19 protein-coding genes and 3 pseudogenes are annotated in these 23,390 nt (G+C 69.4%); 14 read left to right on the plus strand and 8 right to left on the minus strand.

Annotated features, from left to right (window positions below; translation table 11 throughout):
* The first annotated feature begins 28 nt into the window (after positions 1-28).
* Positions 29-607, plus strand: a complete 579-nt coding sequence (locus KUM49_RS39745; RefSeq protein ID WP_308406962.1) for a TetR/AcrR family transcriptional regulator — start codon at positions 29-31, stop codon at positions 605-607.
* Positions 608-952: 345 nt separating this feature from the next.
* Here the strand turns inward: KUM49_RS39745 and KUM49_RS39750 are convergent, their stop codons facing one another.
* Positions 953-1,156, minus strand: a complete 204-nt coding sequence (locus KUM49_RS39750) for a hypothetical protein (RefSeq protein ID WP_217241905.1) — start codon at positions 1,154-1,156, stop codon at positions 953-955.
* On the opposite strand from KUM49_RS39750, the gene KUM49_RS39755 reads away from it, so the two are divergent.
* Positions 1,117-1,842, plus strand: a complete 726-nt coding sequence (locus KUM49_RS39755) for an IS5 family transposase (RefSeq protein ID WP_217241793.1) — start codon at positions 1,117-1,119, stop codon at positions 1,840-1,842. The two genes, KUM49_RS39750 and KUM49_RS39755, sit on opposite strands and share 40 nt — an antisense overlap.
* A gap of 651 nt (positions 1,843-2,493) precedes the next feature.
* On the opposite strand, the gene KUM49_RS39760 is transcribed toward KUM49_RS39755, so the two are convergent.
* A complete protein-coding gene (locus tag KUM49_RS39760; protein ID WP_217241794.1) occupies positions 2,494-3,633 on the minus strand; it encodes a CdaR family transcriptional regulator in 1,140 nt (379 codons plus the stop codon).
* A gap of 86 nt (positions 3,634-3,719) precedes the next feature.
* On the opposite strand from KUM49_RS39760, the gene KUM49_RS39765 reads away from it, so the two are divergent.
* Together KUM49_RS39765 and KUM49_RS39770 are read left to right on the plus strand one after the other, a co-directional pair.
* Positions 3,720-4,775 (plus strand): ferredoxin reductase, encoded by a 1,056-nt coding sequence (locus KUM49_RS39765; protein WP_217241795.1) that lies wholly within the window; start codon positions 3,720-3,722, stop codon positions 4,773-4,775.
* 7 nt (positions 4,776-4,782) lie between these two features.
* On the plus strand, positions 4,783-5,901 hold the full coding sequence (locus tag KUM49_RS39770; protein ID WP_217241796.1) for an acyl-CoA desaturase: 1,119 nt from the start codon (positions 4,783-4,785) through the stop codon (positions 5,899-5,901).
* Positions 5,902-6,401: 500 nt separating this feature from the next.
* Here KUM49_RS39770 and KUM49_RS39775 read toward each other — a convergent pair whose 3' ends face one another.
* The gene (locus KUM49_RS39775) at positions 6,402-9,545 is read right to left on the minus strand and encodes a tetratricopeptide repeat protein (RefSeq protein ID WP_217241797.1); all 3,144 of its coding nucleotides are present in this window, start codon (positions 9,543-9,545) and stop codon (positions 6,402-6,404) included.
* 266 nt (positions 9,546-9,811) lie between these two features.
* Here KUM49_RS39775 and KUM49_RS39780 point away from each other — a divergent pair, with 266 nt between their 5' ends.
* From KUM49_RS39780 to KUM49_RS39800, 5 genes and pseudogenes are all read left to right on the plus strand, one after another.
* Entirely contained in the window at positions 9,812-10,261 is a 450-nt protein-coding gene (locus KUM49_RS39780; RefSeq protein ID WP_217241798.1) for a DUF2690 domain-containing protein, read from the plus strand.
* A 118-nt stretch (positions 10,262-10,379) separates the two neighbouring features.
* The gene (locus tag KUM49_RS39785; RefSeq protein WP_217241799.1) at positions 10,380-10,838 is read left to right on the plus strand and encodes a methyltransferase domain-containing protein; all 459 of its coding nucleotides are present in this window, start codon (positions 10,380-10,382) and stop codon (positions 10,836-10,838) included.
* A gap of 423 nt (positions 10,839-11,261) precedes the next feature.
* Positions 11,262-11,696, plus strand: coding sequence for a hypothetical protein (locus tag KUM49_RS39790; RefSeq protein ID WP_217241800.1), 435 nt, complete (start codon positions 11,262-11,264; stop codon positions 11,694-11,696).
* Between the two features lie 267 nt (positions 11,697-11,963).
* A pseudogene (locus tag KUM49_RS50455) lies at positions 11,964-12,395 on the plus strand (carboxylesterase family protein); the annotation flags it as partial.
* 153 nt (positions 12,396-12,548) lie between these two features.
* Positions 12,549-13,095: pseudogene (locus tag KUM49_RS39800) on the plus strand (transposase family protein); the annotation flags it as partial.
* 996 nt (positions 13,096-14,091) lie between these two features.
* Here the strand turns inward: KUM49_RS39800 and KUM49_RS39805 are convergent.
* Positions 14,092-14,589 carry a hypothetical protein gene (locus KUM49_RS39805; protein ID WP_217241801.1) on the minus strand — a complete coding sequence of 166 codons (498 nt, stop codon included), beginning with the start codon at positions 14,587-14,589 and terminating at the stop codon, positions 14,092-14,094.
* Between the two features lie 46 nt (positions 14,590-14,635).
* Between KUM49_RS39805 and KUM49_RS39810 the strand changes: the two genes are divergently transcribed.
* The gene (locus KUM49_RS39810; RefSeq protein ID WP_217241802.1) at positions 14,636-15,172 is read left to right on the plus strand and encodes a dihydrofolate reductase family protein; all 537 of its coding nucleotides are present in this window, start codon (positions 14,636-14,638) and stop codon (positions 15,170-15,172) included.
* Positions 15,173-15,325: 153 nt separating this feature from the next.
* On the opposite strand, the gene KUM49_RS39815 is transcribed toward KUM49_RS39810, so the two are convergent.
* Both KUM49_RS39815 and KUM49_RS39820 read right to left on the minus strand, forming a co-directional pair.
* Complete coding sequence (locus KUM49_RS39815; protein ID WP_217241803.1) at positions 15,326-17,539, minus strand: zinc-ribbon domain-containing protein; 2,214 nt, start codon at positions 17,537-17,539, stop codon at positions 15,326-15,328.
* Positions 17,540-18,204: 665 nt separating this feature from the next.
* Entirely contained in the window at positions 18,205-18,813 is a 609-nt protein-coding gene (locus tag KUM49_RS39820) for a cysteine hydrolase family protein (protein WP_217241804.1), read from the minus strand.
* Between the two features lie 56 nt (positions 18,814-18,869).
* Between KUM49_RS39820 and KUM49_RS39825 the strand changes: the two genes are divergently transcribed.
* The 4 genes from KUM49_RS39825 to ppk2 all read left to right on the plus strand — a co-directional run bounded on the left by KUM49_RS39825 (position 18,870) and on the right by ppk2 (position 21,717).
* The gene (locus KUM49_RS39825; protein ID WP_217241805.1) at positions 18,870-19,382 is read left to right on the plus strand and encodes a PadR family transcriptional regulator; all 513 of its coding nucleotides are present in this window, start codon (positions 18,870-18,872) and stop codon (positions 19,380-19,382) included.
* Positions 19,383-19,561: 179 nt separating this feature from the next.
* A complete protein-coding gene (locus KUM49_RS39830; RefSeq protein ID WP_217241806.1) occupies positions 19,562-20,068 on the plus strand; it encodes a hypothetical protein in 507 nt (168 codons plus the stop codon).
* 269 nt (positions 20,069-20,337) lie between these two features.
* Positions 20,338-20,583 (plus strand): DUF6411 family protein, encoded by a 246-nt coding sequence (locus KUM49_RS39835; protein ID WP_217241807.1) that lies wholly within the window; start codon positions 20,338-20,340, stop codon positions 20,581-20,583.
* Between the two features lie 123 nt (positions 20,584-20,706).
* The gene (ppk2, locus tag KUM49_RS39840; protein WP_217241808.1) at positions 20,707-21,717 is read left to right on the plus strand and encodes a polyphosphate kinase 2; all 1,011 of its coding nucleotides are present in this window, start codon (positions 20,707-20,709) and stop codon (positions 21,715-21,717) included.
* Positions 21,718-22,039: 322 nt separating this feature from the next.
* On the opposite strand, the gene KUM49_RS50065 is transcribed toward ppk2, so the two are convergent.
* Both KUM49_RS50065 and KUM49_RS39845 read right to left on the minus strand, forming a co-directional pair.
* Positions 22,040-22,174 (minus strand): hypothetical protein, encoded by a 135-nt coding sequence (locus KUM49_RS50065; RefSeq protein ID WP_302185567.1) that lies wholly within the window; start codon positions 22,172-22,174, stop codon positions 22,040-22,042.
* A 705-nt stretch (positions 22,175-22,879) separates the two neighbouring features.
* Positions 22,880-23,251 (minus strand): annotated as a pseudogene (locus tag KUM49_RS39845) (hypothetical protein); the annotation flags it as partial.
* Positions 23,252-23,390: the final 139 nt, after the last annotated feature.

Here is a 23,390-nt window from a genome sequence, read left to right on the forward strand (position 1 = left end):
CCCGCGTAAAACGGCACGCAGGCGGGTCGTGGACACCCGTCGGCGGGACGAACTGCTGCGCCAGGCCGAGGCGATCATCCTGGCCGAGGGCTTCACCGCAGTGACCATGGACGAGCTCACCCAGCGACTGGGGTGCTCCAAGGCGACGCTGTACAGCCTCGCCTCCACGAAGGAACAGCTGGTGCTAGCGGTCACCCGCGCCTTCTTCCGGGAGGCGACAGCCGAGATCGAGCAGGCCGTCCAGGCCGAACCCGACCCCAGGCAGCGCATCCGGGTCTACCTCAACGGTGTCGGCACCGCCATGCGGCGCCATTCCCACGCCTTCTACGACGACATGGTCGGTTACGAACCGACCGCGCAGATCTACCGCAAGAACTCCGCCGCCGCGGCGCACCGGGTCCACCAGATGATCGAGGAAGGCGTGCAGTCCGGCGTCTTCCGTGCGCTCAACGGGCACTTCGCCGCCCAGGTCGTGGCAGTGACCATCGACGCCGTCCAGTCGGGAGTCCTACTGGAGAGCACCGGCCTGACCGCCGGCGACGCCTTCTCCGAGCTCGGAGACCTCCTGCTGGACGGCCTCAGCGCGGGGCAAGGCGCACCCGAATAGGACGTCATCCCATTTGGGCCGGTGGGCGGCAACTCGCATCTCGGCGGGCACCCTGGTTGAACGGTGTCGGCTGGCAAGGCGAGAGCGCGGGCAGCGAGCTGTTCGTGACGGCCCGCGCAGCCGCGGTGGCCCGACTGCGCCCTGGCGTGCTGAGCAACGCTGTAGCCCCGGGATGGATACCGACCAAGATGGGCGGCCCGAGCGCACCGGACGATCTGGAACTCGGCCATCGCACGCAGGAGTGGCTCGCGACGAGCAACGGGATCGGAGGAGTCAGGGCCACACCATCACATCTACGCGGGTTCTCCCCACCTCGCGCGCTGGGCGGATCGGGATGGGCCCAGGTCAGGGCCGTGATGGTGGGGATGTCCGGCTTCGGGCGGGAAGGGGGACGACGGTGGCGCCGCTGCGCAGGGCGTGGTTTTCGAGGGTGAGCTGGCGGATGGCCTCCTCGTACAGGGCGAGCATGCGGCGCAGGTCGGTGTGACGATTCGGCCGTTCGGGATGGTGTGAGTACTCGGCCGTGGACCGCCGACGACTTGTGGGCACTGATCGAGCCCTTGCTTCCGCCCCGGCCGGAGCGGTCGCCGGGGCCGCGACCGATGGCGGACCGGCTCTGCCTGCAGGGCGTCCTGTACGTCCTCTACAACGACATAGCCTGGCCACTCCTGCCCCTGGAGCTGGGGTTCGGCTCCGGGCAGACCTGCTGGCGCAGGCTGGAGCGAGGGCAGCAGGCCGATGTCTTCGACCAGTTGCACCGCATCCTGCTCGCCGAACTGAACGCCGCCGGCGAGCTCGACTGGTCGAGAGCGTGCGTGGACGGCTCCCACATCCGCGCGAAAAAAGGGGGCCCCGACACCGGTCCGTCGCCGGTCGACCGGCGGAAAACGGGCAGCAAGCACCACCTGATCTGCGATGGACGCGGCACCCCGCTCAAGGTCATCACCACCGCGGCCAACGTCAACGACGTCACCCAGACCCTCGCCCTCGTCGACGGCATCCGCCCGTCGCAGGCCGCCCCGGCAGACCACGCCGCCGCCCCGATGCCCTCCTCGGCGACAAGGGCTACGACTCCAAGGCCCACCACGCTCGTGGTCGTCATCGCGGTACTGGCCGCCGCTGTCGCAGGCAAACTCGCCGGCTTGGACGGCGCAAGCTACTCCACCGCCCTCAAACAGGCGGCTGCCGCGTTCGCGGCCTCTGTGGCTGCCACCCTGGCCGACGTGTGCTCCTGAATCCACCGCTGGCTGTGGCACGGGCCGCAATCGATCTCCGAGGCAAGCCAGCGTCGCTCCCCCGGGGAGACCTCCCGCCGGGAGTTCGTGAGGAGTGGCGCACCAGCCGATCAGCGGTGCGGTCTCCGGCATCCCGTGCCGGCGCTGCCAGGCCGGCCCGGTCGGTCGTCCGGGCCGGCCTGCCGGAAGGCAGGCACGGGGCCGTCGCAGCACCACGCTGGTCCCCGGCGCGAGCGGCCCGGCCCCCCCGCCCCAGGTGACCCGGCCTGGCCGCCCCGCCGGTCCCCCGGCTGCAGTCCGCCGCGCGCCCGTGGCTCAGCTCATGCCAGGACAGCGCCCTCCACGACGGAAAGAAAGAAACTTTCCAGGGCATAGCGGCCAGATCACCGACCAGATGCTCGATGAGCGCGTCGACGAGCGGGCCAGTGCGCAGCGTCCACTGGATGAAATCGAGCCGTATCCGCCACCGCGCTTGTCAGAGACAGCGCCCCCGACGGGCTTCCCGACGCCTTGTCTGGTCTTCGCATCAACCCCGGTTGCACTGGCTCATACCGCTCTTGCCCGGGCCGCACGAGCCAGCTGCCGGCACCGAGAACGAGGTACGATTCCTGGATTGCTCGCGGAGACGGCCGTGGACGGTCGACGGACGCTTCAGGTGACCCGAAGGCCGAGCGCCAGCGTCAGTTCAAGGACCCGGTGTGGCGATGCGAGATCGGGAAACAGTTCCCGCAGCTGCGACATCCGGTACCGGACTGTCTGGGGATGGACGAACAACGCCGCCGCCACCTCCTCCCGCCTGCCCTGGTGCAGCAGCCACGCCCGCAACGTCTCCTCCAGCCGCCGTGCGGTCGCGACGGGCAAGGTCCGCAACGGTGCGAGGGCTCGGGCACGCAGGTCGGCGAACGCGTCCGCGTCGGCGCTCAGCACCAGCTCGGGCAGGTGGTCCTCGGTGTCGCGGATATCAGAGGACAGGGCGCGGGCGCGTACGGCTCGTGCGTACGAGGCGGACGCACGAGTCCATGGCCGGGCCGGGCCGGCCACGGCGGTGCGGCCGGTCAGCTGCCGCAGGAGATGTGACCGGTCGGCATCGGGGACCAGCAGCACACCGGTGGCATCCGGCAGATCGTCGAGGACGAGGGTGCCCGGGTCGAGCGTGCGGTAGGCAGGCCGGGTCTGGGCGGCGGGCAGCAGGACCGCGGTCAGCGACACCGGAGGCTGCCACCCGGCCCGCTGAACAGAGGCCCGCAGCACGTCCGGGCTCGCGCCGGCGAGGAGGTCGCGGGCCAGGTGTTCCAGGTGGCGCTCCTGAGCCCTGCCCCGGGCGGCCAGTTCGTCGGCGTGGCCCGCAGCGCTCGCGGCGGAGAGTTCGTCGATGTAGGCGAAGGTCAGCTCGGCGAACTTGGCGACCTCCGCGGCGGGCAGACCCGCGGGGACGGCACCCGCTGCTAGGCACCGCCAGGCCACCCGGGCACCGACACGGTAGGCGCTGAGCAGGGCGTCCATCGAACGGCCGTCGCGCACCTCGCCGCGGCCCAGCTCGTAGGCCGCATCCCCGGCGTCCCCGCCCGTGGCGTTCTGGCTCGCGAGGTCCAGATAGTGCCCCAGGGCGGTGCGGACGGCACGGCGGATGGTGGCGCCCATGCGGCCTGAAAGGGCGTTGGCGTAGGAAGGGACCTCGTCGATGATCGCCTCGACGACCTCGTCGGCGGTGGTCTTCAGCGCGGCCCGCAGTGCGGTGACCGTCGTCTCATCCAGGGCCAGTTCGCTGGCCCTCCGGATTGCATGGTTCATATTTTGTTCCCTGCGAACAATTCAGCCGACCAGATTTACGTCCTGCGGTCAGGACTTTACGCCTTGAGGCGCAGCAAGCTGGAGTCATGACGAGTGCAGCCCTTCGCAGCAGGGCGTGGAAACTGCTCGAGATGGTCACGACGCCGCTGCTGCCGTCGGACTACCTCGACCTGGTCAGCCCGCTGCGAGCGGGCGCTGACCTGCGTGGGCGCATCGAGGCCGTGCACCCCGAGACGGCTGACGCCGCGACCGTCGTGATCAGGCCGGGACGGGGCTGGCGCGGCCACACAGCCGGTCAGTACGTGCGGATCGGAGTCGACGTCGACGGAGTGCGCCTGTGGCGTGCCTACTCCCTCACCTCGCCGACCAACCGCAAGGACGGCCGCGTCACGATCACCGTGAAGGCGATCCCGGACGGCAAGGTCAGCAACCACCTGGTCCGCAGGGCGACACCGGGCACGCTGATCCAGCTCGACCAGCCGACCGGTGACTTCGTGCTGCCGCAGGCCAAACCCGCCAAAGTGCTCTACCTGACGGCCGGCAGCGGCATCACCCCCGTGATGGGCATGCTGCGCGACACCTCGTTCGACGACGCCGTCATGGTCCACTGCGCGCGCCAGCCGCACGATGTGATCTTCCGCAACGAACTCCACGATTTGGTCGCGGACAAGAAGCTGCGGCTCACCGAGGTGCACACCGACACAGACGGCATGCTCGACATCGCCCGTCTCGACGAACTCGTGCCCGACTGGGCCGAGCGCGAGACCTGGGCTTGCGGACCCGCGGGCCTGCTCGACGCCGCCGAAGAGCACTGGACCGAGCACGGCGTCCAAGAGCGCCTGCACACCGAACGCTTCCGCCCCAGCATCGTCGTCGCCGGCGACGGCGGCGAGGTCACGTTCAGCACCACCGGCAAGACCGTCGACGCGGACGGCGCCACGCCGTTGCTGGACGTCGGCGAGGAGGCCGGCGTGCTCATGCCGTCCGGGTGCCGCATGGGCATCTGCTTCGGCTGCGTCACACCGCTCAAGGCGGGCGCCGTCCGTGACCTGCGCACCGGCGAGATCACCGAAGCCGAGCCGGGCGTCCTCATCCAGACCTGCGTGTCCGCCGCGGCGGGCCCCTGCGACATCGAACGGTAGGAGCACCTTGACCGCCATCGACCCCACCGCCCACCTGACCGCGGAGCAGATCGAGGAGCTCGGCCGCGAACTGGACGCGATCCGCGACGAGGTGATCGCCGGCCGCGGCGAGAAGGACGCCGCCTACATCCGCAAGGTCATCTCGGCGCAGCGCAAGCTCGAACTGGTCAGCAGGGGCGTGCTGCTGTTCTCGATCTTCCCGCCCGCGTGGCTGCTCGGCACCGCCGGACTGTCCGTGGCGAAGATCATGGACAACATGGAGATCGGCCACAACATCCTGCACGGCCAGTGGGACTGGATGCGGGACCCGAAGATTCACTCCACCACCTGGGAGTGGGACCACGTCTCACCGTCCGAGCAGTGGAAGCACTCGCACAACGAACTCCACCACACGTACACCAACGTGATCGGCAAGGACAACGACCTCGGCTACGGCATCATGCGCGTCGACGAGGACCAGAAGTGGCACCCCTTCCACCTCGGCCAGCCGCTGTGGAACTTCCTCAACGCCTGTTTCTTCGAGTACGGCATCGCCGCCTACGACCTGGAGCTCGCCAAGAACCTGCACAAACGCCGCCGCAACAACCCCGAGTTCCGCGCGCGGGCCAAGGAAGTCGGCCGCAAGATCCGCAAGCAGGCGCTCAAGGACTACGTGATCCACCCGCTGTTGTCGGGCCCGTCGTTCCTCCCCACACTCGCCGCCACCTTCACCGCCAACCTGGTCCGCAACCTCTGGACCCACTCGGTGATCATGTGCGGGCACTTCCCCGAAGGCGTACAGGTCTTCGAACGCCACTCCATCAAAGGCGAGACACGCGGCCAGTGGTACCTGCGCCAGATGATGGGCTCGGCCAACATCAGCGGCAGCAAAGCCATGCACTTCATGACCGGCAACCTGTCCCACCAGATCGAACACCACCTGTTCCCGGACCTGCCCAGCAACCGCTACGCCGAAGTCGCGGTGAAAGTACGCGCCCTGTTTGAGAAATACGAGCTGGAATACGTCACCGGCCCACTGCCCAAACAAGTGCTCTCCGCATGGCACAAAGTCTTCCGGCTCTCACTGCCGAACAAGAAACCCACAGCCAAAACACCAAACCGCCAGCAGGAACTCACCGCCGCCTGAACCCCGGCACCGGTACAGAACCCCCACCCGCACCCGGCGGCACCACCCGGGGCCGGTGAGAAACGCTGCGGACGGCAGACGACCGCCACGTCAGACCAGACGACACGGCAACCGGGCAGCCCACTGCCCGGCTGCGCTGCCTGGACGTGCGCCACAAGCTCAGCACACAGCCCCCGGCGAGGTACTGCAGTGCACTGACCCGCCACGGCCGGGCCCGCAGACCGGGGGCGTACACACACCCGGCCCGCCGACAGCCGAACCGGGTGGAAGGCACGGGCAGCACGGACTGCGACACAGACACCGCCGGAACCGGTGCTCACCACCCCAGTAACCGACCCTGCACTGCTGCCGGGGCGGGCGGCAGCCTTGCGGATCGGCGGCGCGGTCACCGGGCCGGTGTCATTCGGCTGCCGCCTGTGCACGGCCCACGGGAAGACCGGCGTTGTTAAACCCCCGACCTTACGATCCCGAAATCACAAGTGGTAGACCGAACGTGCCACTCATGACGCACCGCTCCGTTGGCTCTCCTCCTCCGGCCCGGTCCCCTCGGCCGTCTGGGCCGGTGTGTCCAGCAGCAGGAGCGCCTTGCGCACCTCGTCGACGCGGGGCGAGTCGAGCGCCGTGTACAGCGCCAGCGCCGCCCGGAGGTGGTGCGCGGCCCGCTCCTGGTCCCGCAGCGCCTGCCGGACCAGGGCCATGCCGAGGTGGGCGCGCGCCTGTTCCTCCCGTTCCTCGATCACCGACGCCACGTCCAGTGCTGAGGCGTGCGCGCCGAGAGCCTCGCTGTGCCGTCCGGTTCCGTGCAACGCCTCGCCCAGGCCGTTGAGGGCGCCGGCCTCGCCGTAGCGCTCCCCGGTCCGGCGGAAGAGGTCCAGGGCGCGGCGCTGGTGCGCGGCCGCCTCGTCGTACCGGCCGAGACCGTGCAGCGCGTTGCCCAGGTTGGACAGCGCGTGCCCCTCCCCGCCGGTGTTACCGAGCCGTCGGAACAGGGTCAGCGCGCGCTCGAAGTACCCGGCCGCGGCCGGGTGGTCGCCCAGCCGGGCCACGACGATGCCCAGGTTGCCGAGCGCGCTGGCCTCGCCCAGCGAGTGGCCCGTCGAGCGGTAGAGCTCCAGTGCTCGGCGGTACTTCTTGATCGACGCCTGGTAGTCCTCCAGCAACTCGTGCACGATGCCCAGGTTGTTCAGCACGTCTGCCTCGCCGTGCGCGTCGCCCTCCGCGCGGAACAGCCCGACCGCCCGCTCGTGGTGCTCGGCGGCCTCCCGGTACCGCCCGCGCAGTTCGTGCAGCACGCCGACGTTGGTCAGGTGCCGGGCCTCGCCGGTCTGGTACCCGACGCGCCGGCACAGCGCGAGCGCGGTGTCGTGGTGCCGTTGCGCGCTGTCGTAGTCGCCGAGCCGCCGGTGCACCGCCCCCAGACAGACCAGCACGTCGGCCTCGCCGCGGGCGTCGCCGGCCGAGCGGGCCGCCCGCAGCGCGTGAGTGTGGACGGCCAGGGCGTCGGCGTAGTGCCCGGACCGCTCGTAGTGCCGGTGGAGGGTGGTGGCGAGGCGCACGGTGTGCCCGGACGGGCCGGGCTCCTCGGTCCGCGAGCACAGCGCCACCAGGGTGGGCTGGGCGGCGGCCAGCCAGGCGCGGCACTCCTCGGCCGTCCGCAGCGGCGGCAGTCCGGTGGCCGGCAGCTCGACGGTGGGGCGCAGATGCCGTTCGGCCGGGTAGAGCAGGTCCATGGCCGCCGCGGACGCCGCCAGGCAGTGGTCCAGCAGCCGGGCCATGGCGGCGTACCGGTCCCGCGCCAGGTCGTGCCGGGCGGCCAGCTCCCCGGCGTAGGCCCGCAGCAGGTCGTGCATGCCGTGCCGGCCGGGACCGGTCCGCTGTACCAGGTGCGCGCCGGCCAGCACGTCGAGCGCACGCCGGGCGCGGTCGGCGGACTCGCCGGCCAGGGCGGCGGCGGAGTGGACGTCGATCTCGGGACCGGGATGCAGGCCCAGCAGCCGGAACAGCCGGGCGGGCAGCTCAGGGAGACGGTCGTAGGACCAGGAGAACACGGCGCGCACCGCGGCCCGCGGATCTCCGTCGCCGTCCAGCAGGTCGAGCCGCCGTCGGCGGTCCCGCAGTTCGGCGACCAGGCCGGCCAGCGACTCGGCGGGACGCGACAGCACCAGCTCCGCCGCCACCCGCAGGGCCAGCGGCAGCCGCCCGCACTGCTCCGCCAAGGCCGCGGCCTCGGCCTGCTCGGCGTCCACGCGCGGCCCGATCAGTGCACGCAGCAGCGCCGTCGCGTCGTCGGGGGACAGCGCGTCGAGTATCACCCGGTGCGCTCCGTGCACCGACACCAGCGACGCCAGCGCGTCCCGGCTCGTGATCAGCACCCGGCAGTCCGGGCCGCCCGGCAGCAGCGGTCTGACCTGGGCGGCGGAGGCCGCGTTGTCGAGGAGGACGAGCAGCCGCCGTCCGTCGACGGCCGTCCGGTAGCGCGCCGCCCGGTCGTCGAGCCGCCGCGGGATCTCCGGCCCTGTGACGCCGAGCGCGGAGAGGAACCCGGCGAGGGCCTGGGCCGCGGACACCGGCTCCTCCGGGTCGTAGCCCCGCAGATCGACGTAGAGCTGCCCGTCGGGAAAGGCGTCACGCATCCGGTGCGCCCAGTGGACGGCCAGCGCGGTCTTGCCGACGCCCGCGGTGCCGGAGACGGCGGAGACGATCACCGCCGCCGTCCGGCGGACGTCCTCCCCGGCGAGCAGATGCCCAGTCAGTTCGGCGAGTTGCTCGTCACGGCCGGTGAAGGGACAGACGTCCATGGGGAGTTGGGCTGGGATTGGCGCGGGGGCGGCGGCCGGGGCGGGCGCGGGGCGCGGTTCGGCGGACGACTGCCCGTCATCGCTCTCGCTCAGCACCTCCTCGTACGTGGCCTGGAGTTCACGCCCCGGAGGCACACCGAGTTCGTCGGCCAGCTGCTGCCGGATCCCGGTGTAGGCGTGCACCGCCTCCGCCTTCCGCCCGGCCTCGCTCAGAGCGCGGATGAGCATCATGGCCAAAGGTTCGGACAGGGGGTGCTCGGCCGCCAGGGGGCGGAGCAGGGCGGGCACCTCCTGCGGCCTCCCCTCGTGCAGGAGGGCCCCGGCCCAGTCGAGCGCCGCCTCGATCCGCTCGCCGGTCCACACGGTCCGCATGCGCTCGGCCCACGCCCCAGCCTGCTCCGGCAGCGGCGCACCCCGCCACAGCCGCAGCGCCTCCTCCAGCACACGGAGCCGCTCGGCCTCGGCGGGGCACGCCCGGCCCCGGGCGACGAGCGCGCGGAAAAGCAGCAGGTCGACGGCGTTCTCGTCCGCTTCCAGGACGTAGCCGCCGGACGTCCTGACGATACGGAGCGCCGCGCCCTCCCCGTCCCGCGGGTCGCCTTCTGATTCGGTCGACGCGGCGTCCTCCAGGAGCCGTCGCAGCCGGCTGATGTGCGCGTACAGGACCGACCTGGCCCCGTCGGGCGGATCGGCGTCCCACACGCGGTCGATCAGGGTGTCCACGGGGACGGGACGCCCGGCGTCCGTCGCCAGCGCCGCGAGGACCGCCCGCCGGCGAGGCTGCCCCACCTCGCGCAGCCGCCCCCCGACCCACAGCTCCAGGGGGCCGAGCAAGTGCAGTCTCACCGTTGACGCCGTGCTTCCACTGGTACTCCGATCGATCCGCCACCTCCGTGACCGGTCGGCACTGCGCCGGTCGTCACAAGGTTTTCGCAAGGTCCACCGTAGATCCTCACGGCACAGGTCGTCAGGCGTTCCGCCGCACGAACCAGCCTCACGGGACAACACCCTGACGGCGCGTCACATCGGCGCCGCCGGGTCCCCTGTCGTACGGGGTTCGGCAGGGGCCCGGGTCGACCTGGATGCAGAAACACCCCAAGAGGAGACAGAACATGAACCTTCGGCGCTGGGCCGCGGCCGCGTCCGTCCTGTTGATGGCCGGGGCGGGCACCGCCGTCGCCGCCCCCGCGAGTGCGGCCCCGACCGCGGGCTGCTACGGCTCGTCCTGCGAGGGCAAGGACCCCAACATCTACTGCGCAGACGACGCGACGTCCCCCGTAGGCGGGGTGCGGCTCGGCCAGGCGTACTTGGAGCTGCGCTACAGCCCGAGCTGCCGGGCGGCCTGGGCGCGCATCTCGAACGCGAGCTACGGAAACGGCCAGTTCACCCCCTTCGCGACCGTCCACCGCAACTCCGACGGGCGCGAGTACACCTGCGCCGTGCAGCGCGGCGCCACGAGCTGCTACACCCGGATGGTCAACGACATCAACGTGACCTCGTACGCCAAGGGCGAGTGGGACAGCGGCGCGCAGACCTACAACGGTCGCACGTCGAGCTACTGACACGCACCGCCCCCGGCAGGGCCCGCCGCGACGCACGCGGCGGGCCCTGCCCCCGTCGTTCTGACTGACCGTCACGAGGCGAGGGTAAGCAAGTCTCGCCGTTCATATCCATCCCACGATGCGCTTCGCCGTGCTGGACAAGCCGCCGACGCTAGCCTGCCCGGACGCGAGCATCGACGTGATCATCCTCTTCGCGGTGCTGACCTGCATCCCCAGCAACCACGCACAAAAACGGCTGATCGCAGAGCTGAGCCGCCTGCTCAAACCAGGCGGAACGCTCTACCTCAGCGACCTGTTGATCCAGGATGACCTGCGCAATCGCGACCGTTACGCCAAGTTCGCCGCACACCACGACACTTACGGGGCGTTTGAGACCGACGGCGCAGCCTGCCGCCACCACCCCAGCGACTGGTTCCCGTCCCTACTCGCCGACTTCGAGAACGTCGACACTCGCCGAATCACTGTTACCACCATGAACGGACACGAATCAGCGGGTATCCAGATCTTGGCTCGCAGGCCGTCACAGGCGCAGGTGGGGCCAGTCGACTCGTTCACAGCAGGCCCTGGCGATCGCTAATCGGGGCCAGAAGACTCGTTCGAAGCCACGCTGGCCGGCTTCCACCACCAGGTGCCCACCCTCCGGCACACTGACCGATCTGCTGGGCGACGGCCCGTCAGCACCCGTCCGGCGACCCGTACAGGACCCGGACCAGAAAGTCACCTGGATGGAGTCGCCAGTCCCCGTCGCGACTGCGCACCCGCCTGCGCAAAGCCCACGGCAACGTCCCGCACGACCACACTTCTGGGGCGCCCACAGCGGGCCATAGCTCTGCGCAAGCTGCGGTCATCCCATGCGCCACCACCCCTCACGGGCCATTGCGCAACGGTGGCACCGCTGGATGTCGCCGTCCGGCACGCGAGGAAGTTGGAGTTGACGCGGTCATGATCCACGAGGCATGATCTTGAACTTTCACATGCAACAAGGGGGAACGAAATGCGTATGCGACGGACAGTCGCCGCTCTCGGTGCCGGTGCGGCGGTACTCACCGTCATGGCCGTGGCCGGGCCCGCCCAGGCGGCCCCGATCGAGGGGTCCGAGGTGAACTGCAGCACCACGGGCGGCTATGGCTCCGGAAGCTGGATCTGGAGCAGCAAGACCAAGATCACCTCGGTGGCCCTCAAGGGCAAGGACACCAAGGCGGACGGCTACCACCCGGCCATCCGGCTCGTGACGGTCACCTCGGCGGGCAACGTCAGGTACTGGTCCTGGCACCACGTGTACGGCGGGAAGGACGCCACGGAGACCTGGAACACCTCCGCCGAGGACAGCAACGGCATCAAGCGGGCTTCCATCGAGGTGGGCATCTTCAACGGCAGCAGCAAGGTGGATTCCCTGGGCTGCGGCTCGGCGGGCCCTCTCAACCCGCAGTTCTGACAGCAACACCGACACAAGTACCGACAGCGAGTGCTGACGGCGACGACGCGGGCGGTCCCGCATGAGCGCGGGCTCATGCGGGACCGCCCGTTCGCCGTACGAGGCTCTCGGCCTCACGTCGAGCCCCGGCGCCAAGGACCGGCGTGGTTCAAGTCGCTGTTCGCGCTCGGCCTGCTCCCTGACCAATTACTGCACGCTCCCGTCATCGACGGCGGCGTCGTGACCGGACCACCCTGAACGGCACTTCAGGCGGGCGCGGGCCGGGATGTGGACCTGATCTGCGGGTTCACCAACGAGGAGTACAGGGGCCAGGGCCCGCCGCCCCCGCCAGGAGTCGACCTCGCGATCGTCGCCGAAGCGCTCGGGCTCGAAAAGGAAGCGGCCGTCGCCTACCGGCGGGCCTCGCCCAGCGCAAGCGACGCCGATCTGGTCACCGTGATGCTGTCCGACGCGCTCATTCGGATGCCGACCACCTGGGTCGCAGAAGCGCACGCCCGCGCGGGCGGGCGGACCTGGCTCTACGCCCTCACCTGGCACGGTCCCACGCTCGGCGCTTGCCACGGCATCGACATCTCCTTCGTCTTCGGCAACGCCACGACCCACCACGCCGCCCGGTTCCTCGGCTCCCCGCCGCCCGCCGACTTCGCCGACCTCTCCGAGCGCATCCGCAGAGCCTGGACGTCCTTCGCCGCCACCGGCGACCCTGGCTGGCCCCGATCCCTTTCCAACCTGACTGCTGCGGCCAGGAGTTGGAGGTTGCCAGCTGTACGGAACGACGAAGCTCCTGATAGGCGGGTTCTCGACCAAGATCACCCGTGTCCGGCAGGAGCCTCGCGTGATTGCCCCTCATCGATCGATCTGTCCGGCCGCACCCTGCACTACCTGACCACGCGGCTCCGTGCCCGGCAGCCAGAGATCCGGACCCGGTGGCGACGGCTGCCCGACAGGTCCTGCTCGCCCTCGCCCACCTGCGGTGCGGGGACACATACGCGCGCCTCGCCGCCGGGTTCGGCATCGGCGTCGCGACCGTGTACCGGTACATACGTGAGGTGATCGACGTCCTGGCCGCCGCCACGTCGACCCTGACCGAGGCGATGAAGACCGTGCGGGCGGAAGTGCTCGTGATCCTTGACGGCACCCTGCTGCCGATCGACCGGATCGCCGCCGACACCCCGTACTACTCCGGAGAACACAAACGCCACGGTATGAGCGTCCAGGTCCTCACCGACCCGTTCGGCCGACTGCGGTGGGCCTCACCGGCATTGCCCGGATCGACCCATGACCTGACTGCCACGCGTCGCCGCGGCATTATCGATGCGCTCACTGAGGCCGACGTCAAGTGCGGGCGGACAAGGCTTACCAGGGCACCGGGCGGCCCGTCCGGCCACCCGCCACGGGGTGCCGTTCAGGGGCCGTCGGCTCAAACGCTGTACTTGCACTTCCGTGGCTTCCGAGTCGGGATCTTCCAGCCGTACATCAGGGCCAGAGCGATGCACCTCGCGTCGCGTCGGCTGTATCCGGTCGCCTCACCGATCTCCTCGATTGCTTCCTGCCATCTGCCCTGACAAACGAGGTGGCGGGCCCGGTCCTGGGCCGTTCGCGGGACGGGTATCCCAAGGCCATGGATGATGTCGGGATCCCAATTCTGCCTGCGGGCACGCTGGATTCGCACCCATACCGCTACTGACCCTGCCATTGCGCCCCCAACACTGACCGCTGCGCCTCCCTACGGCTGAGTGAGGATACGTGTCCGCAGCAGCCCGAAGGATGCCTAGCCGTACATCTCCTCTTGAGTGTTTAGCCCCCGTTGACGTGGCCTTCGACGATGCCTGAGCTCCGTGGACGCCGTAGTCACGCAGCACCGCCGCCTGGCGGGGGCCAATGCCGTTCAGGGCATCAACCGGCAAGGGGCCAGCCAGTCGTGTTCGCCAACACACGTTCGTCTCATCCGGCTGCCAGGTGCGCGTTCGAATCGCCGTCGGAATGCCTCTGCCATGGATAGTGCGACGTCGTCGACGGGATCGAGCTCGGCACCAGATCATCACCGAAGGACTCAAAGAGATCTACTTCCAGGGCGGCGGAGGACGCGCCACAGGACTCGACGAGCAATGGACGTTGATCGAACCGTACCTGCCGATAGGTGAGTGCGGCCCATACCCCAGTGCCCGCATCGGGAACGTGGGGGCCCCGACCGTGGTCGGAGCCCTCACGCTCCGAGCTGTACATCCGAGGAATCAGGCGCCGCTCCATCCAGCCAGCGGGGCTGAGCCCTCCCCCTCTTCACCGTCCAGGGGAGGCAACGCCCGACGCCCACCAGGTCATGCCCGTTCTTGCGGCTCTTCCTGAAGGGCCACCCGATGCTCCCGCCCATCGGAATATGTGGAATCGAGCCGGGCTAGTGGTGCGGCCGATTGCAGAGGAAGCAGCCGTCCCAGAGCGGGAGCGCGCTGAGGACGCGATGGCGCACGCACGAGGCCATCGCGGCCTCGTCCGGGCCGGGGAAGCCGCGTGCGGCGCTGCTGTCGGCGAGCAGGGTGCAGGACTCCACCATGGTCGTGAAGCGGTGCAGGTAGTCATGCACGCGGGGCGGGTGGTAGCCCAGCTCGCTCCAGCGATGTCCGCTCGCCGCGAGTGCTGTGGCACGCAGCACGAAGTCCTTCGCGCGGGCGCGTTCCCGCTCCGTCGCGCCCCAGTCGAACTCCGCCAGATCGAACCCGACTGCACCGCGCCCCATGACGTTCTGGTCCTGCAGGGTCAGCAGCGCCGCGAAGCGGAAGTCCCAGTCCGCGGAGGCGAGATCGGACACGGCCAGCATCAGCACGTCGATGAACACCGCGGTGGCGCCATTGGACAGGTCCAGGTCGTGGCTACCGCCGGAGAAGATGTTGCTCACCGACCTATGATGCGATCCCGGCCCTCCACCTGCTTGGAGAAGACGCATGACGGATGCGAGCACCGGCAAAGTGGTCGTGAACAGGGTGATGTCCCTCGATGGGTTCATCGCCGGTCCCGGCCACACGATGGACTGGATCTTCGAGCACATGACGTCGGCGACGTTCCCGGAGGTCATGGCGGCCACGGGCGCCATGCTCATCGGCCGGGGCACGTACGAGGTCGGCAAGCGCATGTCCGACGAGAACACCGACTACGACGGCGGGACGCAGTTCGTCCTCACCCACCGCCCGCCCGACGAGCCGGACCCCAACGTCACCTTCCTCACCTGCGACATCGAGGAAGCCGTGGCCACGGCACGCCGCGCCGCCGGCGACAAGAACCTGGAGATCCTCGGCGCCGACGTGGCCGCCCAGTGCCTGCAGCGCGGCCTCGTCGACGAGATCCTGGTGTACGTGCTGCCGGTGCTGCTCGGCGACGGCGTCCGCTTCGCGCCGCCGGGCCTCGACCGGATCGACCTGGAACCGTTCAGCAACCTCCAGTCGGGCGGGGTCACCATGCTGCGCTTCCACGTGCGCAAGTAGGCATGGTCGCAACTTCGGAACGCCCCAGATGGCGAGCTCAGAAGGGTGGGCAGTCCGAGTAGCCCTCCTGCGACGCGGGGGTGCCAGAGGGGGGCGCGCATGAAACCACGGGCTTTCGGCTTGGCCCTCCGTCGGCGCGTCATTCACCATGTCCTACGCGTCCTCGTCCGGAACCTTGGCGAGCTGGGCCAGTACGTAAGCCGCGTAGTCGAGCCAGGTGTGCCGGGGCAGACGTCCGCGTGCACCGAGTGCGATCTCCTCATCATCGGCCCATCCGCGTATGACGCCCTCGGGAATGAGGCTGTCGTCACCGAGGAAGCTCGCCATGCCGACAGCGTGGAGCTGGTAGGAGGCCAGGACTCGAGCGTCCAACGCGCCATTTGCCCTGACCTCGATTCCCGCCTTCCGCGCCCATTGGCGAGCCGCTTGGGTCAGCTCCCGATCCACCCGGCCTCGCGGGAGGGCACGGGATGCATCTTGTCGGCATCCGCAGCTCTTGGTGTTCCCCCGAGTGACGTCGGCCTGTGGGAGCCCGGTGACGACCGTCTTGCACCTGCATTGGTAGTCCCGCAGCGATCCAGCTCGCTTCTTCGGATTGGGGTACGGGGGGCCCACCGGTGTCAGCCAGCTGTCCGCATGTGGCTCGGTGGCCTTCAGTTGCCGTGGTAAGGCGGCCGCTTTCGGAGCCTTGGGAAACCGGCGGGGCTGGTATGGCATACCTAGCAGGGCCTTCTCCACATCGGCCGCGGCTGTATCCGCGCCGTGCTCCAGGTAGCTGGCGAGGCCGGGCAGGGGGTGCAAGCCGAGCTGGTGAATGCGCAGCAGGACGGCGGCGGCTACCTTCCACGCGCTCCAGCCTGAGCCGACGACGACATCGTGAGGTCCGACCGGGTCAAGGTCTTCGCGGACCCGGATCACCGTCTGGCCGACGGCGGCCAGACGGTCGGTCTTCAGGCGGTCGTCGGCTGCGCGGTCGCGCCAGGACTTGGGGCCGTGGGTCTTCCAGCCGTCGAACTCCACAACGAGTTGCAATGCCTCTTCCCACATGTCGACCCGGACGCCGCGGTACCGCTTGCCGGGCGCTGGGTCGAGTGGAATCGGCGCCTCGAGCTCCATGGCGGGCAGGTGGGTACGCAGCTCGTGGTAGAGCGCCAGCGCCTTGGCGGAGACGTTCTTGCTGCACTTCAGGCAGCCGGACCGCAGCGCCTTCGCGGTGCGGCGGTTGGGCGGGGCCGGCCAGTCCTCATGCTTCCCTTGTGAGGACGTACAGCGCCACGTCACTTCGATCTTGGACCCGACGGTGGTGTTGTGCGGGTTCCGGCCCGCCGGGCCACACACCCATTGTTCCGCGAGTTCCGGATACCACGCAGCCAGGCTGTTGGAGGCGTCGACTTGGTCGGAATTGCAGACCTGGCAGCCGTTGATCCCAGCCGCTTTCCCGTTCCTGCTCCGCCGGCCGGTGCGGCTCTTGGTGGGCTGCTTCCAGATATGGGTCGCCCAATACCATTCTCCGGTTCCAGGCCGGACGGCAGGAACCTGATGCCACCAGGTCACCGGCTTGTTGCTGCCGTAGCTGATCTCCTCTGGCGCACCGGAGTCGGGGTGGAGCTCGGCAGCCAGCGCGGAAATGGCGGCCACGGATCGCTCGAGGGCGGGTTGCTCTCCTGGCCGCGGCGCCGCGCTGGAACACTTCGGGCACATGCTGGGCCGGTCGGTGCGGCTGCGGTCCTTCGGCGGAGCCATCCACGAGCCGTGTCCCGGTTCCACAGTGCAGCGCCATCTTCTGTCGGTTGCATCCCGCACGCCCACGCGCGCGGCATCCACCGTGTCCGCCCACTGGTTCTTCAGCACCATGACGTCGGCCACCGACAGCTCGCGTGGATCAGGGGCAGCCTGCATGGCACTGAGGATGTTGTCCCGGAGCTCCCGGTTGGCAGCGTTCTGCTTGTCGATCTTCGCGCGTACTTGTTCCAGCGAAGCGGCGACCTCAGCACGCCACTGCTGCGTGAGCTCCTGCCAGAACTTCTTCTGACGCTCGTACTGATCTGCGCGGCACAGACCGACGAGCGGCTCCGGAAGAACAAGCGCCCCCGGGCGTGGCGGCTCAACAGCTGAAGTAGCCCTGGCTTTCGGCGAGGAGGCAGCGGTCATGCGCCGATGATGGCCTACAGCACTGACAACGCCCATTGGCTGACCCCGCTCCACCGGCATCTGGGCACGATGGTGGGCGTCGCCCACGCCCAGCGCTGCCGCGTCCGGCACGATGTCGGGCGCGACGTCCCGGCCATCCATGCCGACCACCCAGTCCAGGTAGGCGTTGAGCCATTCGCTCTCGGTGACCTCCCGGAGCAGATCGGCCAGCGGCAACCGCCGAAAGTCCGCTGCCGGCTGGAAGATCCGGCGGACTCTGCGCAGGGCGAACTCCTGCTTGGCCTCTGGCGGTTCGTGTCAGCGACGAGGAGGTGGGCGGCATCCAGCAGCCCGGCTTCTCCGGCGGCAGCCTCGACGGCGGTGACGGCCTGCTCCCTGGAGGCGGCGACGGGATCTCGATGCTGTCCTCCAGCAGGGAATAGGACTCGGGCCACTCTCCCGTCACGTCGTCGAAGGGCTGCAGGGCCAACACGCCCCGGTGGTGGGGATGGTATTCGACGTCCACGCCGCCGTCGCCGCGCCACAGGGCGGCGAACAACAGCGGGCCCTCCTGCTCATCGAAGTCGCTGTCCCACTCTGCGGCAGGTCGAAACCTGCCCACTCCAGCGCAGCCAGCAACTCCTCCAACCGTGCCACGTAGGTCTCCCAGTCGCGGCCTGAGGGAGGGGGCACGGCCGCGGCCCCACTGTCTGCCGGTGCCACCTCGGTGGGGTTACTGCCGGCGGCCGGCCCAGGTATGTGCGCCGCCGGGCGAAGTCCGGTCCGTGGGGTGATCATCTCCCGGAGCCGGCTGGCCTGCTCGGCGATCTGCTGGCCTTCGGCGGAGCGGCAGCGTGCACACAGATAGCGGTACTCGTGGCCGAAGCGCGCCGAATCGCGGATCAGGGTGCGAAGCCTTTGCGTAGGACGGCGAGTTCGGGTTCCTGCCGAGACTCGTCGTCGGTGGCCGTGACGTCTGCCCCGAACACAACCTTGTAGCCGCGCTCGTATGCCTGCCGGGCTGTGGTGCCACAGCAGCAGTTGGTGAGCGTCCCCGTGACGATGACCGTGTCGCGGCCGAGGTTACGGAGCATCGTGTCGAGCGGGGTGTCGTAGAACGCGCCGTAGGAGGGCTTACGGATCAGGGCCTCGTCGGGGCGGCGGCCCATCTGGTCCCACACCTCGGCTGGGCCCGGCCGACGCCAGTCGATGTCGGCGTGCGGAAGGTAAGGCAGGGCCTTCGGCCGGTCCAGTCCGAGATGCGTGTCGTCGAAAATGGTCCAGATCACCGGGACAGAGGCGGATCGGCATCCCTCGACCAGCCGACGCAGTCTTGGCGCCATCCGGGTCGCCGCCGGCACCCAGTAGGGGCTCCAGCCGGGCCGGACGAATTCATCCTGCATGTCGATGACCAGTAACGCCGTCCGTTCCGGCCGTACATCGAACGATGCCCGGCCGTGCTCGTAGGCGTCACGCGCCCGCGCGGTCACCCATTCCTCGGAATACGGCATCCCCACCTCTTTACATCGATTCGAGGTACCTCGTTTCGATGTGCGAGAGTAGCAGCATGCTGGAACTCGCCATCCTGGGATTCCTGGCCGACGGGCCGCTGCACGGCTACCCACTACGCCGCCGGATAGCGCACTTGTCCGGCCACGCCCGACCGGTCAGCGACGGCAGCCTCTATCCAGCAATCAACCGACTCGTCAACGCCGGGCTACTGGATCGCAGAGCCGAGCCGGGCGCCTCGGCCGCCCAACGGCACACCCTGAGCCTGACCGCCGCCGGCCGCACCGAGCTCCTGCGCCGTCTGAGGGTTGCCGACGGCCTGGACATCAGCGACAGCACCCGGTACTTCACCATCCTGGCCTTCCTCTCCCAGCTCCCCGACACCGCCGACCAGCACGCGGTACTGCGTCGGCGCCTGGATTTCCTGCAACAGCCCGCAAGCTTCTTCCACGACGGCGAGCGCCCACTGCGCGCTGAGGACATCGGCGACCCCTACCGTCGCGGCATGCTCACCATCGCCCGCGCCACCAGCCACGCGGAACGGGTCTGGCTGCGGGAGGTTCTGGGCTGACGACACCGACAGCCCCCGCCGGTCTGCATCCTTGACGCTCTGTCTTCCCGCGAGACAGTGCGGGTGGCAGAACCACAAAGCGTCCGTGAAATCGATAACGACGAGGCAGGCGGCTTCAGCGGATCATCCGCCGTGGCAGCATCGAGCAGCGCGTCGTCGACCAGGTTCTGTATCAGAAGGTGCCCGGCCAGAAAGCCCAGGGCGGCAAGATCTGGATGAAGATCGACCTGAAGAAGGACGCGCAGTCGCAGGGCGTGAGCGCCCAGCAAATCGGCGATCCGGCCCAGTCCGTCGCATACGCCAAGGAAATCAACGATGAGGACGTCACCAAGCTCGGTACCGAGAAGATCGACGGCACCGACACCACGTACTACCGAGTCTCGGTGGACGTCGCCGAGTTGCCGGGCGGCGCTCAGATGCGCGGGCAGCTCGGCCGGACGCTGCCGATGCACGTCTGGCTCGATGACGACGGTCGGCTGCGCCGCCGGCAGCTCGACATGACGATCAAGGCTCTGGCTTCCGCCAGCGCCGAGCCTGGCATCAGCGCATCGCCTGAGCAAGTCAGGATGACCATGGTGATGAATTACTCCGACTTCGGCACCGAGGTCAACGCCGAGGCACCACCGGCAAGCCAGGTGGCTGACATGACGGACGAGGCCATCCGGCAGGGCCAGCAGCAGAGCTGATCCGCTCGCGGACGGACAGACAGTGGGCGGCGGCCCCGCCCATGCCTCGGGGCCGCCCCCGTGCGTGCCGCTCCGCGGCTGCCCGGCACCGGCCACAACCACAACCACGGCCCCGCCCCGGACCGCCCGACCATATGGGGACCGACCAGCCGCCCGATCCGTCGGCGCAGCCCAGCCGAGACCGCTCGATCCGGCGTGATCACCGTAGGGCGGGGCACGCGGTCTGAGCAGATGGAAGAAGCCCGCGAACCCTCGATCTCCTGGAGTCCATGATGGTCATCGCCATAGTCATCGCCGCGTGTGTCGTCCTTGCCGTGCTGGCCTTTCTCCTGCCTCGGCTGTCCCGGCATCCGCAGAACGGTGCCCAGCGCGGTCTCGGAGCCGGTTCGCGGGCCGGGGCCAAGGCACCCGGCCCGCTGGGACGGCTGTTGAGCAAGCCCTTCAGCTCCAGCTCCCGTGCGGTCGGCCGCAGCGGCTCCGCCGGACGCCGGGCCCGCGGCCGCCTTCCGTTCTGAGTGCCGCAATGCTGTACGTGGACGTGGTGACCCGGCGACGGCGCGTAGCCGGCAGCTCATGTTCGTCTGCTCCTCGTGCGGGCACCGTCCACCTCGGTGTCCGGGATTGATCGGAGACGGGTGATGTCACAGCACGACGACGCGGCACGACCGTACGAGGTCGACGAGGCGCGGGTCGAGGAGGGCCTGCTCGACGGCCTCAGCGTGGACGAACGCCGGCCGGAGAAACCGATTCTCCTGGACGCCGACGGAAGCTCCGTGGACACATGGCGGGAAAACTATCCGTACGACCAGAAGGTCAAGCGGTACGAGTACGAGCGGACCAAGCGCGTCCTGCAGATCGAGCTGCTGAAGTTGCAGCGCTGGGTCAAAGAGACCGGCCAGCGGATCATCGTGTTGTGCGAGGGCCGCGACGCCGCCGGCAAGGGGGGCACCATCCAGCGGTTCACCGAGCGGCTCAACCCGCGTGGCGCCCGCGTCGTGGCGCTGGAGAAGCCGACCGAGCGGGAAGCGGGGCAGTGGTACTTCCAGCGCTACGTGGCACACCTGCCGTCCCGTGGTGAGATCGTCTTCTTCGACCGCTCCTGGTACAACCGGGCCGGCGTCGAGCGCGTGATGGGGTTCTGCACCGAGGCCGAGTACCGCGCCTTCCTTGAGCAGGCCCCGCTGTTCGAGGAGATGCTGACCAAGGACGGCATCCTGTTGGTCAAGTTCTGGTTCTCCGTCTCCCGCACCGAGCAGCGGACCCGGTTCGCAATCCGCCAGGTCGATCCCCTACGCCGTTGGAAACTCTCCCCCACCGACCTCGCCTCGCTCGACCTGTGGGACGCGTACACCGCCGCCAAGGTCGACATGTTCCGTGCGACGGACACGCCGCACGCCCCGTGGACGGTGGTGAAGAACAACGACAAGCGCCGCGGTCGTCTTGAGGCGATGCGCAGCCTCCTCGACCACTGTGACTATCCCGCCAAGGACCACGCGGCCGTGGGCAAGCCGGACCCGCTGATCGTGGGCGCCGCGAACACGCTGCTGGAGGCGGGCGAGGAACCCATCGACCTCTCCCCGACCCCGCTGGCCGGGCACGGCCATGGCCCCGGAAACCATCCGACCGAGGCGGGCGGCCAGCGGGCCTGATCCACAGCGTGCGGCCTCGCCACGTCGATGCGGCTTACGCCGACGGGCGCGCAGCCGGTCATCCGACTCAGTTCCACTGCGGCCCGTGCTGTCCCGACCTTCGCCCCCGGCAAGCAGTCGACAGGGGCCGGCCTGCGCCGGCCCAGCTGGAGCTTCAGTGACATGCGACCCTTTCGGGGTCGTCTGCCGGCGTGCCGACGCGGAGCCACCGGTAGCCGTAGGCGGGCAGCGCGGAACAAGCCGTCGGCGGGCACCCCGGAACCGCTGTGTCCCTCGTCGAGCAGGTCGGGCAACCGTCCGCCCGCTCCCGCCTCGCTCAGCTTCAGCCGTACGGTGAGGGGCCGGTCCGCGAAGTTGTGACGGCCAGCACCGTGCCGTCGCCGGCGCGGCAGACGTGCGCCAGGACCGCGCGCTCCCCCGTCTCCACCAGGTGGTGCTCGCCCCAGGCCAGGTGCATCCCGGTAGCGTTCGGTGAACAGACGCATGCGGCTGAGCAGTGAGCCGGGGTCGCGGCTCTGCTCGTACACGTTGATCTTCTGGGGTCCGAACGCGGCGCCCTCCACCAGCGGGGCGGGGAAGGCGTCCGGCACTGCGGTGGAGAACCCCGCGCCCTTCTCCGGGGTCCCTTGCATCGGGGTACGAACGGCCTGGCGTCCCTCCGCGGCCAGGTTCTCGCCCATGCCGAGCTCCTCGCCACAGAAGAGCACAGGGGTGCCCGGCAGGGTGAACAGCAGGCTGTAGCCAAGTTCGATGCGGCGCCGGTCGCCGTCGACCATGGGCGGCAGCCTGCGGCGCAGCCCTCGGTCGTACAGTTGCATGTCCTTGTCCGGGCCGAAGGACCCGAACACCTCGGCCCGTTCGTCGTCGCTGAGCTTGTCGAGGGTGAGTTCGTCGTGGTTGCGCACGAACATGACCCAGTGGGCGTCGCGCGGCGCTGCGGGGCGGTCTCGTAGCGCCGGGCCAGCGGCCGGGCGTCCTGGCGTGCTTTCGACAGGTACATCTGCTGCATCGCGACGAAGTCGAGACGGCCGGCCTTGTCCCAGGTGTGGTCCGTCCTGCCGGTCGGATCGGTGTAGTGGTCGACTTCACCGCCCGGCGTGTACGCCAGCGCGGTCTGCGCGCCGTTCTGCAGGGTGCGCACGCTCTCCCGGTTGAGCTTGTCGTAGTCCCACTTCGTCGTACCGGAGGCGTCCGTGCGGGACTTCAGATTGCCGTCACCGTCATAGTCGAAGGTGACGGTCGCGTTCGTGGAGGACACCTTCCGCGCCCGGTCACGGGTGTCGTATGTGTACGCGGTCTTGATGCCGCGGCCGTCGGTGGACGTCTCCACCCGGCCCAGCGCGTCGTAGGTGAAGGTCGTCTCACCCAGCGGCGCCGGAGGCGTGATCTTCGACAGGTTGCCCTTGGTGTCGTAACTGAGGGACGTCTTCGACGACTTGGTGTCGGACACCCTCACCGTCACCGTGCAGCGTCCAGCCGGTGTGTATCGACGTCCCGCCTGTGGCGAGCGCCAGCAGGCCCAGGAGCATGCCACTACCCACTACCCACGACCCATTTCCGGTCAGTGCCGCGTCTCCCACCACAGGATCAGCAGCGTCACGGCGCCGCTGCCCAGCTTGTAGGCGGCGCCCTGCAGGAAGTGGTGGTGGACACCGTGTCCACGGCCCCCACTC

It is taken from the genome of Streptomyces sp. AC555_RSS877, from assembly GCF_019049245.1.
GTDB lineage: Bacteria > Actinomycetota > Actinomycetes > Streptomycetales > Streptomycetaceae > Streptomyces.